This is a genomic window from Amycolatopsis minnesotensis (assembly GCF_039529815.1).
GTDB classification, from domain to species: domain Bacteria; phylum Actinomycetota; class Actinomycetes; order Mycobacteriales; family Pseudonocardiaceae; genus Amycolatopsis; species Amycolatopsis minnesotensis.
Genome location: NZ_BAAANN010000028.1, coordinates 22007 through 37126, shown reverse-complemented (window position 1 = coordinate 37126; position 15120 = coordinate 22007). Strand labels below are relative to the sequence as shown.

Annotated in this window: 8 protein-coding genes; 3 read left to right on the top strand and 5 right to left on the bottom strand. The window is 70.5% G+C overall.

Annotation, left to right across the window (positions count from 1 at the left end):
* Nucleotides 1–697: 697 nt before the first annotated feature.
* Nucleotides 698–2041 carry a signal recognition particle-docking protein FtsY gene (ftsY, locus tag ABD256_RS29900; protein WP_344426363.1) on the bottom strand — a complete coding sequence of 448 codons (1344 nt, stop codon included), beginning with the start codon at nucleotides 2039–2041 and terminating at the stop codon, nucleotides 698–700.
* A gap of 171 nt (nucleotides 2042–2212) precedes the next feature.
* Here ftsY and ABD256_RS29895 point away from each other — a divergent pair, with 171 nt between their 5' ends.
* From ABD256_RS29895 to ABD256_RS29885, 3 genes are all read left to right on the top strand, one after another.
* Nucleotides 2213–3427 carry an anhydro-N-acetylmuramic acid kinase gene (locus ABD256_RS29895; protein ID WP_344426622.1) on the top strand — a complete coding sequence of 405 codons (1215 nt, stop codon included), beginning with the start codon at nucleotides 2213–2215 and terminating at the stop codon, nucleotides 3425–3427.
* Nucleotides 3428–3489: 62 nt separating this feature from the next.
* Complete coding sequence (locus ABD256_RS29890; protein WP_344426360.1) at nucleotides 3490–5049, top strand: sodium:solute symporter; 1560 nt, start codon at nucleotides 3490–3492, stop codon at nucleotides 5047–5049.
* Between the two features lie 147 nt (nucleotides 5050–5196).
* Entirely contained in the window at nucleotides 5197–5955 is a 759-nt protein-coding gene (locus ABD256_RS29885; RefSeq protein WP_344426357.1) for a nucleotidyltransferase domain-containing protein, read from the top strand.
* A gap of 46 nt (nucleotides 5956–6001) precedes the next feature.
* Here the strand turns inward: ABD256_RS29885 and ABD256_RS29880 are convergent, their stop codons facing one another.
* The 4 genes from ABD256_RS29880 to smc form a co-directional block, all read right to left on the bottom strand.
* Entirely contained in the window at nucleotides 6002–8596 is a 2595-nt protein-coding gene (locus ABD256_RS29880) for a glycoside hydrolase family 172 protein (RefSeq protein WP_344426354.1), read from the bottom strand.
* A gap of 100 nt (nucleotides 8597–8696) precedes the next feature.
* The gene (locus tag ABD256_RS29875) at nucleotides 8697–9728 is read right to left on the bottom strand and encodes a hypothetical protein (protein WP_344426351.1); all 1032 of its coding nucleotides are present in this window, start codon (nucleotides 9726–9728) and stop codon (nucleotides 8697–8699) included.
* Entirely contained in the window at nucleotides 9686–10684 is a 999-nt protein-coding gene (locus tag ABD256_RS29870) for a transporter substrate-binding domain-containing protein (RefSeq protein ID WP_344426348.1), read from the bottom strand. The genes ABD256_RS29875 and ABD256_RS29870 overlap by 43 nt, the downstream gene beginning before the upstream one ends.
* Before the next feature lie 365 nt (nucleotides 10685–11049).
* Entirely contained in the window at nucleotides 11050–14937 is a 3888-nt protein-coding gene (gene smc / locus ABD256_RS29865) for a chromosome segregation protein SMC (RefSeq protein WP_344426344.1), read from the bottom strand.
* Between the last annotated feature and the right edge of the window lie 183 nt (nucleotides 14938–15120).

Sequence of the window (15120 nt, the reverse complement as noted above, 5' to 3'; positions counted from 1 at the left end):
GCCCCTCGCCGCGCGCGACATGGAGCCGCTGATGCCCTGAAGGGCGCCTTCGCGGCGTCAGATTCCGTCAAGGGCCCCTTCGGGGCATCCACCCGGAGCAGAAGCAGGCCCACGAAGCCACATCCACGGCAATCACGCCCATGAAGGCCCTTCGAGCACCAGCGCAGACACAAGAACGAGACGCGAGCTACGAACCCAGCCCATGCCCCGAAGGGCGCCTTGGAGGAACCTGACGCCGCGATCTCGCCCCTCACCGCACGCGACATGGAGCCGCTGACGCCCCGAAGGCGCCCTTCACGGCACCAGAATCCCCCAAAGGCCCCTTCGGGGCATCCACCCGGAGCAAAAGCAGGCCCACGAAGCCACATCCACGGCAATCACGCCCATGAAGGCCCTTCGATGCACCAGCGCAGACACAAGAACGAGACGCGAGCTACGAAACCCCAGCCCATGCCCCGAAGGGCGCCTTGGAGGACCCTGACGCCGCGATCTCGCCCCTCACCGCACGCGACATGGAGCCACTTATGCCCCGAAGGCGCCCTTCACGGCACCAGAATCCCCCAAAGGCCCCTTCGGGGCAGGCGCGGCGGACCCGCCGACCTCTCCAGGAGCATCCTTCAGCGCATGAGCAGCCCCGCCCGCGCACCCCGCGAACGCGGAGAGAGTCCCTGAAAGTCGCCTTCGGGGGACCCCGCAATCAGCCCAGCAGGGCGTGCACGAAAGCGGCGGGTTCGAAGGGGGCCAGGTCGTCGGGGCCTTCGCCGAGGCCGACGAGCTTGACCGGGACGCCGAGTTCCCGCTGCACCTGGAAGACGATCCCGCCCTTCGCGGTGCCGTCGAGCTTGGTCAGCACGATGCCGGTGACGTCGACGATCTCCGAGAACACCCGCGCCTGCGCGAGCCCGTTCTGGCCGGTGGTGGCGTCGAGCACGAGCAGCACCTCGTCGACCTTCGCCTGCTTCTCCACCACGCGCTTGACCTTGCCCAGCTCGTCCATCAGGCCGGTCTTGGTGTGCAGGCGGCCGGCCGTGTCGATCAGCACGGCGTCGACACCGGCGTCGATACCGCGCTTGACGGCGTCGAACGCGACTGCGGCGGGATCGGCCGCCTCCTTGCCCCGGACCACTTCGGCGCCGACGCGCTCCGCCCAGGTCTGGAGCTGGTCGGCCGCCGCGGCGCGGAAGGTGTCCGCCGCGCCGAGCAGCACCTGGCTGCCCTGCGCGACGAGCACGCGCGCGAGCTTGCCGGTGGTGGTGGTCTTCCCGGTGCCGTTGACCCCGGCGACCAGCACGACCGCGGGCTGCTTGCGCCCGCCGTGCTGGTTGTCGGTGTGCGGCAGCGCGCGGACCGAGCGGTCGCTGTCGGGGCCGAGCGCCTCGGTGAGCACCTCGTGCAGCACGGTGCGGGCTTCCTCGGAACTCCGCACGGCACGCCGGGTCAGCTCCGCGCGCAGCTTCTCGACGATCTCGTTCGTGGTGGCCGCGCCGAGATCGGCGACGAGCAGCGTGTCCTCGACCTCCTGCCACGAATCCTCGTCGAGGTCGCCTGCGCCGAGCAGGCCGAGCAGGCTCTGGCCGAACATCGACCGCGACTTCGACAGCCTGCCGCGAAGCCGCTCCAGCCTGCCGGTCGCGGGCTCGATCTCCTCGACGGGTACGGGTTCCGGCGCCGCTTCGGTCTCGGCCGGCAGGCCGACGTCGACCACGCTCCGCTGGGGCGAGTCCCTCGGCACGGACGCGTCGTCGCCGACGGCGGGCTGCCCGTCGACCTCGGTGCGCTCACCGGCCGGATGCGGTTCGGCCTGCTCCTCCTCCGGCGCCGGTTTCTCCCCGCTTGGAGCGGTCTTCTCCCCGCCGGGGGCAAGGGCGATCCCGCCACCGGCGGTGTAGCCGGTGGCCTTCGGCTTCTGCTCGGCTTCGGGCTGTCCGGACTCGCCAAGGCTGATCTTGCGCTTGCGCGCGATCACCAGCCCGGTGACGAGACCGATCACCAGCACGACGACGGCCAGCAGAACGATCCAGAACCAGAGGTTGCTCGACACGCGCACATCCTCGCATCCGCGAGCCGGTGGCGTGGGTAACCCCCGCCCGACCCCGCCAGCCGCCCACCGGGAACAACTCGGTTTGGTCAAGGTCCCACGCGAGCGCTTGCGCCGCGTCGAGGCAAGGGACTAGACCACCTGTCCGTGGCGGACAACGATGTCGAGCCGGCGATGCTTGTCGCCGGTGTGCTCTCCGGCACGTCGGTCGATGGGATCGACGTGGCCGTCGCCGAGCTGCGCGCGGACGGACCGGAGCTGGTGCTGACCCCGCTCGGGTACCGCGAGGTCCCGTACCCGCCGGAACTCGCCACCCGCCTGCTGGCCGCGCTGCCGCCGAACCCGTCGAGCGCCGAAGAGCTGACGAAGCTCGACACCGGTGTCGGACAGGCGTTCGCGGACGCGGTCGGCCGGTGCCTGGACGAACTCGGCGGCGCCGATCTGGTGTGCTCGCTCGGCCAGACGGTCTTCCACTGGGTCGCCGAAGGGCGGGTGCACGGCACCCTCCAGCTCGGGCAGCCCGCCTGGATCGCCGAGCGCACCGGCCTGCCGGTGGTGTCGGACCTGCGCACCCGCGACGTCGCCGCGGGCGGGCACGGCGCCCCGCTCGCCGGCACGATGGACGCGCTGTGGCTCGCCGACCTGGCCGAGCGCTCGGCAGCGCCCGCCGCCGCGCTCAACATCGGCGGGATCGCGAACCTCACCGTGGTCGAACCCGGCGGTGCCGTGCTCGCCTACGACACCGGCCCCGGCAACGCGCTGCTCGACCTCGCCGCGGCGCGGGTGACCGGCGGCGCGCGGCGGCAGGACGTCGACGGCGCGATCGCGGCCTCCGGCACCTGCCGCGACGACCTGCTCGCGCGGCTGCTCGACGAGCCCTACTACCGCGCGGCGCCACCGAAATCCACCGGCAAGGAACTGTTCCACGCCGGGTACCTCGCCGCCGCGACGGACGGAGTGGCCGTCTCGGATCCCGACCTCCTCGCCACGCTCACCGAACTGACCGCGGTGACGATCGCGGACGCGGCCCGCTCGCACGGGGTTCGCACGATCGTGGCCTCCGGCGGCGGGGTGCGGAACCCGGTGCTGATGGCCGCGCTGGCGCGGCGGCTACCGGACGCCGCGGTGTCGGCGAGCGACGACCTCGGGATGCCCGGTGACGCGAAAGAGGCTTACCTGACCGCGATTCTCGGCTGGCTGACCTGGCACGGGCTGCCCGCGAACCGGCCGGACGCGACCGGCGCGCGCGGGCCGCGGCTGCTCGGCAGCATCACGCCGGGCGCCACGCCACTCGTTCTGCCGCCACCCCGGCTCGTCCCGATCACCCGGCTGCGGGTCGAACGGGTGACCGGCGGGCGAAATCGCCCCGAAGGCGCAGCCGCTGACTAAGCTCATCCCTTTCTCGCGGGGCCTGGGGGCGACGTGAGCCGACGAAACCATAGGAGATACGCATGAACGCGGTGGATCTCGTGATCATCGTGGTGTACCTGGCCGCGATGCCGGTGATCGGCGTGCTGGTCGGCCGCAAGCAACGCTCCGCGGCCGACTACTTCATCGGCGAGCGGAGCCTGCCGTGGTGGGCGGTGTGCTTCTCGATCGTGGCCACCGAAACCTCCACGCTGACCGTGATCAGCACGCCGGGGCTGATCTGGGCGGCGTCCGGGAACTACAACGGGCTGACCTACCTGCAGCTCCCGTTCGGCTACATCATCGGCCGCACGCTCGTCGCGTTCATCATGCTTCCCCGCTACTTCAAGGGAAAGCAGTCGACGGCGTACGCCTTCCTCGGCGAACGGTTCGGCGGCGCCATGCAGGGCGTGTCCTCGGTCGCGTTCATCGTGACGCGGCTGCTCGCCGAGGGCGTTCGGCTGTTCGCGGGCGCGATCCCGATCCAGTACATCCTCTCCAGCTACGGCCTGCACACCCAGTACTGGCAGATCGTCGTGGTGCTCACCGCGCTGACGCTGATCTACGCGCTCGTCGGCGGGATCAAGGCGGTCGTCTGGGTCGACGTGATCCAGTTGAGCGTCTACATCCTCGGCGCGCTGATCGCGGTCGTGGTGCTGGCGACCAAGCTGCCCTCCGGCTGGACGTCGAAGGCGTCGGATGCCGGGATCTTCAAGGTCTTCGACTTCAACTTCGATATCGCGCACCTGCTGACCAGCCAGTACGCGTTCCTCACCGCGGTGGTCGGCGGCGCGATCTTCACCATGGCCTCGCACGGTGCCGACCAGCTGATCGTGCAGCGGTTCCTGGCCTGCCGCAGCATCAGGGACGGGCGCAAGGCGCTGATCGGCAGCGGGATCGCGGTCACCATCCAATTCGGACTGTTCCTGCTCGTCGGCGCGATGCTGTGGGCGCACAACGGGTTCAAGACGCTCAAGGAGCTGAACCTCAAGGGCGACGACGTGTTCACCCGGTTCATCACCAGCGAGCTGCCGGTCGGCGTGGCCGGGCTGCTGATCGCGGCGATCCTGGCCTCCACCATGGGCGCGCTCGCCTCCGCGCTCAACGCGCTGGCGAACTCCACCGTCGCCGACCTCTACCAGCGGTTCACCAAGCGCAAGGCCGCGGACTCGAAGCTGTTGCGCCACGGCCGGATCTGGACGCTGGTGTGGGCGGTGGTGTTCGCGGTGTTCGCGTCCTTGTTCACCAGCAAGGACAATCCGGTGATCGAGCAGGGCCTCGCGATCACCGGCTACACCTACGGCGCGCTGCTCGGCGCCTTCCTGCTCGGCATGTGGATCAAACGCGCGCGCCAGCTCGACGCGATCATCGCGTTCGTCGCGACCGTGGCGGTGATGGCGTTCGTGGTGCTCGGCGTGAAGATCGCGCCGTCGCCGGGCGGAAAGCCGGTGGTGCTGGCGTTCCCGTGGTACACGCTGCTCGGCGTGCTCATCACGCTCGTGGTCGGCGGCCTGCTGTCGCTGCGCCACCGCGGCGACGACCCGCGCGCCGCCGAAGCCCTGTCCACCAAGCCCGATCCCGCGGAAGCCGAAGAAGCGGCGTGACGACAGCACCGGCCGGACCCTCGTCCGGCCGGTGCTATCGTGCCCGGCATGAAGTGATCATCGGCCATCCCGGCGCGGACGTGTCCTTCTCCGTCCGCTGATGGCGCGCGTCCACCTCGATCACTTCACCGAAGGATTTCCTCACCCATGCCGGAAAACACCGACCAGGAATTTCTCGACCGGCTCGCCGATCAGCTCGCGGGCCTGCCCGCGGTGCGGGCGGTCACCCTCGGCGGCTCCCGCGCCAAGGGCACGAACCGGCCCGACAGCGACTGGGACCTGGCGATCTACTACCGGGGCGAGTTCTCCCCCGACACCCTGCGCGCACTCGGCCACGACGGCGAAGTGTCCGAGATCGGCGGCTGGGGCGGTGGCGTCTTCAACGGCGGCGCCTGGCTCACGGTCGACGGCCGCGCCGTCGACGTCCACTACCGGGACCTCGACGTCGTCGAGCACGAGCTGGCCGAAGCCGGGCGGGGCCGGTTCCACTGGGAGCCGCTCGCCTTCCACCTCGCCGGGATCCCGAGCTACCTCGTGGTCGGCGAACTCGCCATCAACAAGGTCCTGCGCGGCGCGCTGCCGCGGCCGGGGTACCCGGACGCGCTCCGGGAATCCGCGCCGCCGCACTGGCGGGGCTCCGCGGCGATGACCTTGACCTACGCCAAGGCGAACCACGCGCGGCACGGGCGGCTCACCGAGGTCGCGGGCGCGCTGGCGACCGCCGCGATGCAGACCGCGCACGCCGTGCTGGCGGCGCGCGGCGAGTGGGTCACCAACGAGAAGACCCTGCTCGACCGGGCCGGTCTGCGCGCGATCGACACGATCGTCACGGGTCTCACCGCCGAACCGGAGGCACTGACGCGGGCGATCGCCGACGCGGAAGCCCTTTTCGCCTCAGCGAAGTGAAAAACTGACGGGCGCTCCGAGTGGAGCGCCCGTCAGTTCCCCTTGCTCAGTCCTGGTTCGGTTTCACCGCCCCCTTCGCGTTGTCGCCGAGCTGCGAAAGCGCGGTGTAGCGCGACGCCGTCCAAGCGGGGGCGCCGTCGACGGGTTCGAACCGCACCTGCACCGCCGCCTTGCCCGCGGTGAACGACGCCGGGATGTCGTAGGAATCCTCCAGCCAGCGGGAGAAGCCGTTCGTCAGCGGCTGGTACCACTCACCGGCGTACCTGTTGTCCACGAACACGTTCGCCCGCTGGAACCCGGTGTTCTGGTCGGCAACCCGGTGCAGGCGCAGGCCCGAGTTCGGCTGGGACACCGCGACCGTGAACTGCACGGGCCCGGTCGAAGACGAGACTGTGCCGGTGACCGGGGTGCGGTCTCCCTTGCCCTCGAAGGTCGACGTCACCGTCGCCGTCTCCTCGGTGTCCGCGGTGTAGCCGTGCAGCGCCCTGCTCGCCGGGTCCGCCACGTCCACGAGATCGGACTGTTCCAGCGACGGCCCGGTGTTTCCGTACCAGTACGCGGTGGAGCTGTACTCCGCGGGCCGGTCCGAATCGCCGCCGTGCTCGATGTCGAACTCGATGCCCTTGCCGAACGGCACCGCGTCCGCCATCAGAGTCCGATAGGCGTTGAGGCACACGTACTGGCAGCCGTCGGCCGCCGATTCGTGGCTCACCAGACCGGCCTGCGGCATCGAATACGTGACGCCTTCCCGGTTGCCCGCTTCGGCGTCCATGAAGTACCAGCCGGACTCGTAGAAGTCCTCGGTACCGGTGCCGATCTCGCTCGGGCTCCGCGAACCGTCGACGTAGACGCGCTCGTCGCCTTCGAGGTAGTTCATCTGGTGTACGCCACCCGGCGGGATGTGCCCGCGCATGTTCGTGGTCACGCCGTAGAACACGCCGCGGCCCTGCGCGCTCAGGAAGTTCCACTCCTGCCCCGGCACGGTGTCCGCCCGGTGGTGCGTGGCGTTGAAGTACCCGTGCGTGCCGCCCTTGGCCAGGTCGGCGGGAAGCGACGGGTCCGGCGCGGAGGTGACCGCGACGGACCCCGCGGTGACCGCGACCGGCGAGGAGTTCACCAGCTCGATCTTCGCGTTCTTGCCGTACGGCATCGGGTACCAGGACGTGAAGGCGCCGTTCTCGGTGGTGTCGATCGAGGTCATCAGCGTCTTGGTGGCGTACTTGCCGAGCCCCGAGCCGAAGAACTCCCCGACCGGACTGTCCACAGTGGTCTTCCCGTCGAAGGTGATCCGCAGCCGCAGCCCCTCCAGCAGCTGATCGGTCGCGGTGACCTGCGCGGCCGGCACGTCGAACCGCGAACTGCCGAGCCCTTCCCACGTCCCGCCGAGGATCTTGTAGCCGTGCGTCGCCTCCTCACCGGGGTGGTTCGGGCCGATGTCGATGATGTCGGAGAGCGCCCAGTCGGCACCGAGCTTGCTGTGCGCGACGTAGCGGAACTCGTTGACGTCCAGATCGGACGAGACGAACGCGTTGGTCACGGTGATCCTGGACTTCCCCGCGGTGAGCGCGGGCGGCACCTCGATGGTCTGTTCGCCCCAGCGTTCGCGCACGGAGGGGCCGCTCGTCCATTCACCCGCGGGCTTCCCGTCGATCAGCAGGTTCGCCCGCTGGTGCCCGATCCCCTGGTCGTACCGCCGCGTCAGCCGGATGCCCTGGTTCGCGGGCGAGACGGCCATCGTGAACGAGCTGCTGCCCGGCGCGAACGCCCTGCCGTCGTCGTAGGCCATCGGGCTGCTGACCGCCTGCGGCAGCCGTAGCTGGAGCTGGCTGATCTGGCGAGGGCCCGCCGCCGCCGGTATCGACATCGACGCGCCGGGTGCCAGCGCGATCCCCGCGGTGTCCGTCCGCGCGCCGGGCGCCGGCGGCTTCGGATCGTTGACGCCGTACCCGCGCAGCCGGTTGACCACGTCGAGCGCCTTGTCCGAGGGGTCGAACGTGCGGACCCCCGACGCGTCGGCGAACTGGCGGTACGCCACGTGGTAGAAGTGCGGGTTGTTCTGCGTGACGATCCGCATCGAGCTGGTGTAGGGCATCGGCACCTTGAGCACCGTGCCGCCCATGGTGTCCTGCGAATTGCCGACCAGCGGCCAGACGAACGGCGCGCCCTTCCTGCCGTTCACCAGGTCCTGCAGGTTGGCCTGCAGCACGACGCGGCCGTCCAGCTCGATCCTGATGTTGCCGATCGCGGCCACCGAGTTCGCGGCGTAGGTGAACCAGATCGACGAAATCTCGCCCGCGCCGTGCGCGTCCGCGATGACGCACTGGCCGTCGGGGTCATGGCTCAGGCACGAGTAGACACCGTTGAAGCCGTCCTCGTTCCCGCCGGTGCGGTCGAAGCTCGAAAACTGGCGGACCTGCTCCCCCGGCCGCATCCGTTCCATGCCGTCGAGCTTGCGGAAGACGTCCCAGCCGACGGGCCCCTTCGCGAGCGGGGTCGCGCGCGCGACGGCGGAATCGGTGGGTGCGGCGAGCGCCGACGGGGCCGCGATCACGGTCAGCGCGGCGAGTGCGGCCAAGGTGAGCGTGACGAGGCCGCGCCGGGGTCTCGGCGTTCGTTTTTGGGCAGGGGGTATCCAGGTCACGGGAGGACTCCTGATCGTCGGGTAGGCTCAGGTGCGCGAGTAATCGATTTCTCGAAGTAAAAAGCACGTTAAGCAATGTGTCTAGCGCCACATGGGTGAGTCAGCCCTTGACCGGGCGGCCTTCGCATCGGGGGTCACCCGAACGGGGGGTGTGGCGCGACGGCAGCACCCACTGCAGGGCCGACTGCCCGACCAGCCAGCCGTGCGCTTCGACGCGGCTCGGCGGGATCTGCTCCGCGCCCGCGCACAACGTCTTCGACGCCACCCTGTCGTTCGGCACGAACCGCACCGCGCCCTGGTCGTCGAGCAGCGTGGTCATCGTGTCGTCGACCGTGACCACCCCGGCGAGCACGATCTCGCCGCGCGGGGCGCCGGACTCCGGTTTGAGTTCGAGCGCGACCGAGGGCAGCACGGGCGCCCGCAGGAAGATCGCGCCGAGCACCACCGGCCCGATCAGCGCGCCCGCCGCCGCGGGCGCGTGGGTCGCGGAGCGCGCGACCGAGGCCGGGATCGGCCCGGCGAGCAGCGGCGCCAGCAACGGCGGCACGAGCAGCAGCAGCGCCACCACGATCTCGCCGCGGTGGACCGCGTCGACGATGGCGGGCCCGAACCACGCGTACTCGGCGATCGCGAGCCCCAGCGGCAGCAGCAGGCACACCGCGCGGATGAGCCGGACCCGCTGGGGATGCCGGTGCCGCACGGTCAGCCCGGCGATCGCGGCGGTGACCATCGCCAGCACCGGGAGGTACTGCGCCTGCCACGCCGTGGCCGCCCACATCACCGCCGCCGCCACCGCCCAGTCCGGAGTGCGGTCGGCGCCGCCTGCGAGCCAGGACGGCTTCGCGTCCGCGCCGGCGCTCACCTGGTAGAGCAGGCCGAGCACGCGCACCGTCAGCACGACCACCGGCGGCACCCAGATCAGCGTGATCACCAGCGAGCTGACCAGGTCGAGCGGCCCGACGTTCTGCACGAGCAGCAGCATCGTGTCGAGATCCTGCCGCGAAAGCTGCCACAGCCGGAGCACGAGCAGCACGATCGGGAACGCGGGCAGGAACGCGAGCGTCCACTGCGAGCCACGGGCCTGGCCGCTCACCGCGGGGCGATCACGCCCGCCAGCCTCTCCCACGGCCACTGCCGGACCTCCACTTCTGGCACTTCCGGCTGCTTGTCGATGGCGACGGGCTGGGGCGAGCTGGCCGCCTCCTCCGGGCGCAGGTACCGGTCGTAGGCGTCTTCCCAGCGCTTGTCGTCGGGATCGTTGCGGGATTCGTAGAGCGCGAGGTTGACGAGCTTGCGCAGCGCCTCGTTGCCGCCCGTGTTGACCCCCCACGACTCCGGCGTCGAGAACCCGACGTCGTGGTGGGCGAACACCGCGGGCTCGGCGGCGACGAACCCGGCCAGTATCGCCGCGTCGGTGGTCACCGCGTCGTACTCGCCGGAACGCAGGCCAGGCAGGCACTCGCTGATCTTGCGCTTGCCCGCGACCTTCGCACCGGCGTCCGCGGCCGGGTACTTCGACGTGGACGTGCTGATCGTGCACACCGTCTTCCCGGCGAGGTCGCTGAGGTCCTGCACCGGCGCGTGGCCCTTCAGCGTCATCACGGACTGCTCGGTGTCCAGGTAGGGCGCCGAAAAGCTGACGCTGCGCTCGGCCTCGCGCTCGGGAGTGACGCTGTAGGTGGCGATCACGAGGTCCACCTGCACCTGGTGCCCGTGGTCCTGCGCGCGCATGCGGTTGCGGTCCTCGTTCTCGACCGGCAGGAACCGCACCTCGCTCGGCCGGAACCCGAGGCTCGCGCCGACCAGGTAGCCGATGTCGATGTCGAACCCGCCGAACCGCCCGGTGACCGGGTCCCGGTAGCCGACGCCGGGGATGTCGTCCATCACGCCGATCAGCAGCTCCGGCTTCCCCTTGAGCCCCGCCTCCTCCTTGAGGTCGTCGACGGACGGGATGCGCTGCCACCACAGGTACAACCCCGCCACGATGATCAGCGCGACCGCCAGCCCCCACGCGGTGAGCCTCGCGGTGCGGCTGAACGGCAGCCTTCGCTTGCGCTGCCCTGCCTGATCACCCTCGTCGTCTGCCAAGAACGCTCCCCACGTCGGCCTGCGAGCGAAGCGATTATCGCGGCACGGCGCACGCACGAGAAGGCACTGCCCGCGATCGTGACCTCAATGCGAGATCGGGGTCCTTGGCCGCATTCCCCGAAGGCGACCTTCGGGGACTCTGACGCCGCGAAGGCTCCCTTCGGGGCATCAGCGGCGCCGTGCTCCGTGCTGTGACGGCCAGGAACGCGGCGTTGGATGCCCTGAAGGTGCCCTTGAGGGAATCTGACGCCGCGAAGGGCACCTTCGGGGCATCAGCAGCACCATGCCGCGCGCTGTGAGGGGCGAGATCGCGGCGTTGGATTCCCCGAAGGTCGCCTTCAGGGACTTCGAGGGCAGCTCCCGATTCAGGTCGAGGTGGCGGACGCCTCGGGTTGTCCAGGGGGCTCGGTCGCCTCGGCCACTTCGGCTGCCTCAGGCTGTTCAGTCGCCTCAGGCTGTTCAGGCGGCTCGGTCGCCTCGGCCACTTCGGTCGCCTCAGGCTGTTCAGTCGCCTCAGGCTGTTCAGGCGGCTCGGTCACCTCGGCCACTTCGGTCGCCTCAGGCTGTTCAGTCGCCTCGGGCCGTTCGGTCACCTCAGGCTGTCCAGGCGCCTCGGCCACTTCGACCACGTTGAGCTTCTCGGGCTTCGTGATCTTCTCGGCGGTCTCGATCTTTTCGGTGCGCAGGCGCTGCGAGATCACCTTCGTGATGCCGTCGCCCTGCATGCTCACGCCGTAGAGCGCGTCGGCGATCTCCATGGTCGGCTTCTGGTGCGTGATGATGATCAGCTGCGACGCGGCCCGAAGCTGTTCGAGGAGTTTGATCAGGCGCCGCATGTTGGTGTCGTCCAGCGCCGCCTCGACCTCGTCCATCACGTAGAACGGCGACGGGCGGGCGCGGAAGATCGCGACCAGCATCGCCACCGCGACGAGCGACTTCTCGCCACCCGAAAGCAGCGACAGCCGCTTGACCTTCTTGCCCGGCGGGCGCGCTTCGACGTCGACACCGGTGGCGAGCAGGTCGTCGGGCTCGGTGAGCACCATGCGGCCTTCGCCACCGGGGAACAGCACGGAGAACACGATCTCGAACTCGCGCGCGACATCGGTGTAGGCCGAGCTGAAGACCTCGAGGATCTTGTCGTCGACCTCCTTGATGACGGTGAGGAGGTCCTTCCGCGTCGCCTTCAGGTCTTCGAGCTGGGTCGAGAGGAACTTGTACCGCTCTTCGAGCGCGGCGAACTCTTCGAGCGCGAGCGGGTTCACCTTGCCGAGCAGCGCGAGATCCTTCTCAGCGCGCTTGGCACGGCGCTGCTGGGTGGCGCGGTCGTACGGGATCGCGGGCGGCGGCGTCACGGCCTCACCGCGTTCCTTCAGCTCCTCGTACTCGGCCATCTCGCCGGCACTGGGCGGTACCGGTACGCCGGGACCGTACTCGGTGACGAGGTCTTCGAGCCCGATCCCGAATTCTTCGGAGATCTTCGTTTCCAGCTGCTCCAGGCGAAGCCGCTGTTCGGCGCGGAGCACCTCGTCGCGGTGCACGGCGTCGGTCAGCTTCTCCAGCTCGCCGGTCAGCTCGCGGACGCGGCTGCGGATCTGGGTCAGCGCGGACTCCCGCTCGGTGCGCATCGCCTGCGCCTGATCGCGCTCGGCCGCCGCGCGCTGCACCGAGACCTCGATGCGCTCCAACGCCAGCTCGCCGCCGTTGACCACGGCCGTGGCGATAGCGGCGCCGCGTTCCCTTGCCACACGGGCCTTTTCGGCGCGCTCACGGGCCTGCTGCTCCGCGTAGGCCGCGCGGCGCAAGGAATCCGCCTTGCCCGCGATCCCGCGGACGCGCTCTTCCGCCGTGCGCAGCGAAAGCCGCGCCTCGACCTCTTCCTGCCGCACCACCGCGAGTTCGTCGGCGGCCTCGTCGCGCTCGGTGGTGTCGGGGTCCTCTTCGAAGTCCTGTTCCTCGGCGACTGCGCTGAGGCGGTCTTCCAACTCGGCGAGCTTGGCGAGTGCCTCTTCCCTGCTGCTCTCCACCTTCGTGCGCTGCTCGCGCAGGCGGGTGACCTCGGCCTCGGCCGACCGCGCGGCCTGCTGCATGCGGTTGAGCCGCTCACCGGAGCGGGCGCGGCGCACCTTCGCCTCGCCGAGCGCGTCCTTCGCCTGGCCGACCTCTTCGCGGCGCGACTGCTGCTCCGCGCGGGCGCCTTCCAGCTCCGCGGTGGTGCGTTCGAGCGCGCGCTCCGCGGCGAGCATGCGGTCCTGCGCCTCGTCGACGGCGGCCTGCACCTCGATCACGCTCTCGCCGCGCGCGGATCCGCCGACCGCCCAGTGCGCGCCGAAGACATCGCCGTCGGCGGTGACCGTGCTGATGCCGGGATGCACCGCGACGAGCCGCCGCGCGTCGTCCAGACCGTCCACAATGGCCACCCGGTCGAGCGCGCGCTCGACGGCGGGGCGCAGCTGCTCCGGCGCGTTGACCACCTCGCGCGCCCACCGCGCGCCCGTCGGCAGCGACGGCAGGCTGCCGGTGTCCACTGTGTACTCCTGGCCGCCGAGCAGCACGCCGGCGCGACCGGAATCCTCTGCCTTCAAGAACTTCAGCGCGGCGAGCGCGTCCTCGCCACCGGCCACCGCGACCGCGTCGGCGACCGGGCCGAGCGCGGCGGCGAGCGCGACCTCGTAGCCGGCGTCGACGGTCAGCAGCGCGGCGACCGAGCCGAGCAGGCCGGGCAGCGTGTCGGCGGCGCCGAGCAGCACGCCCGCGCCGTCCTTGCGCTTGAGGCCCATCGACAGCGCGTCGACCCTGGCCTTCTCCGAGGCGATGTCCCGCTCCGCGGTGCGCTCGGCCTTGACGAGTTCCTCGACCCTGGCCTTCGCCGCGTTGTTCGCTTCGACCGCCCGATCGTGGCGCTCCTGGAGCCCGGCGTCGTCGGATTCCTCGACACCGCCCTCGGCGCGCGCCTCCTCCAGCTCTTCTGCGGCCTGCTCGGCCCGCGCGTTCGCCTCGTCGATGGAGACGGTGAGCCGCTCGATCTCGTCGGAGGTGGCACCGTTCTTGCTGCGCAGCGCCTCGACCTGACCGGTGAGCTTGGCGAGCCCTTCGCGGCGGTCGGCGATCGCGCGGACGGCGGCCATGTGCGCCTTTTCGGCGGCCTGCACAGCGTGTTCGAGCTGTTCGCGGCGCTGCACGGTCTGCGAAAGCATCGCCCGCGCTTCGGCGACGGCCTCGTTCAGCTCTTCTTCGCGCTCGGCAGCGGCTTCGGCCTCGGCGAGCAGCTCCTCCGGGTCCCGGCCGCTGGACCCGGTCGGGACCTCGGCGGACAGGTGCCGCTGGCGCTCGACGGCGAGGCGCACCGTGCCGCGCAAGCGCTCGGCCAGCGCCGAAAGCTTGTACCAGGTGTCCTGCGCGGCGGCGAGCCTCGGCGCGTCCTCGGCGAGCGAGGACTCGAGGTGCTGCTCTTCCGCTGTGACCGTTTCGAGTGCCTGCTCGACCTCGCCGCGGCGAGCGCGCGCGGCGCTCTCGTCGGCCTCCTCGCGGGCGATGTCCGCGCGCTGGGTGACCAGGTCGTCGGCGAGCAGGCGGAGCCGGGAGTCGCGCAGCTCCGACTGCACCGTCTGCGCCTTGCGGGCGATCTCGGCCTGCTTGCCGAGCGGCTTGAGCTGGCGGCGCAGTTCGGTGGTCAGGTCGCCGAGGCGGTCGAGGTTCGCCTGCATGGCGTTGAGCTTCCGCAGCGCCTTTTCCTTGCGCTTGCGGTGTTTCAGCACCCCCGCGGCCTCTTCGATGAAGGCGCGGCGCTCCTCCGGCTTCGCCTCCAGGATCTGGGAAAGCTGCCCCTGCCCGACGATGACGTGCATCTCGCGGCCGATACCGGAGTCCGACAGCAGTTCCTGCACGTCCATCAGGCGGCAGCCGCTGCCGTTGATCTCGTACTCGCTCGCGCCGTCGCGGAACATGCGGCGGGTGATCGAGACCTCGGTGTAGTCGATCGGGAGCGCGCCGTCGGCGTTGTCGATCGTCAGCGTCACCTCGGCGCGGCCCAGCGGCGCGCGGCCCGCCGTCCCGGCGAAGATGACGTCCTCCATCTTGCCGCCGCGCAGGTCCTTGGCGCCCTGCGTGCCCATCACCCAGCGCAGCGCGTCGAGCACGTTCGACTTGCCGGAGCCGTTCGGCCCCACCACGCAGGTGATACCGGGCTCGAACCGCAGCGTCGTCGCCGAGGCGAAGGACTTGAAGCCCTTGAGCGTCAGGCTTTTGAGGTGCACCGCGGGGGACTTCCTTCTCCAGTGTGGCGGTCTTGAGTGCCGGTCGGCAGAGTTTACCTACCGGCCACTCCGCCTCGTGGGACGCCGGGGTGTCATCGGCGCGCCCTACCACGGCGGGCAGCACATGAGCAACACCCGTTTCCGGGCGCCCCAGCAGTCACTCTTCTCCCACGGTGGGCCCGC

Excerpts from the sequence above, each read along its gene's own strand:
- ABD256_RS29885 (WP_344426357.1), top strand. The coding sequence starts at position 5,197 with ATGCCGGAAAACACCGACCAGGAATTTCTCGACCGGCTCGCCGATCAG.
- ABD256_RS29890 (WP_344426360.1), top strand. The coding sequence starts at position 3,490 with ATGAACGCGGTGGATCTCGTGATCATCGTGGTGTACCTGGCCGCGATG.
- ABD256_RS29895 (WP_344426622.1), top strand. The coding sequence starts at position 2,213 with ATGCTTGTCGCCGGTGTGCTCTCCGGCACGTCGGTCGATGGGATCGAC.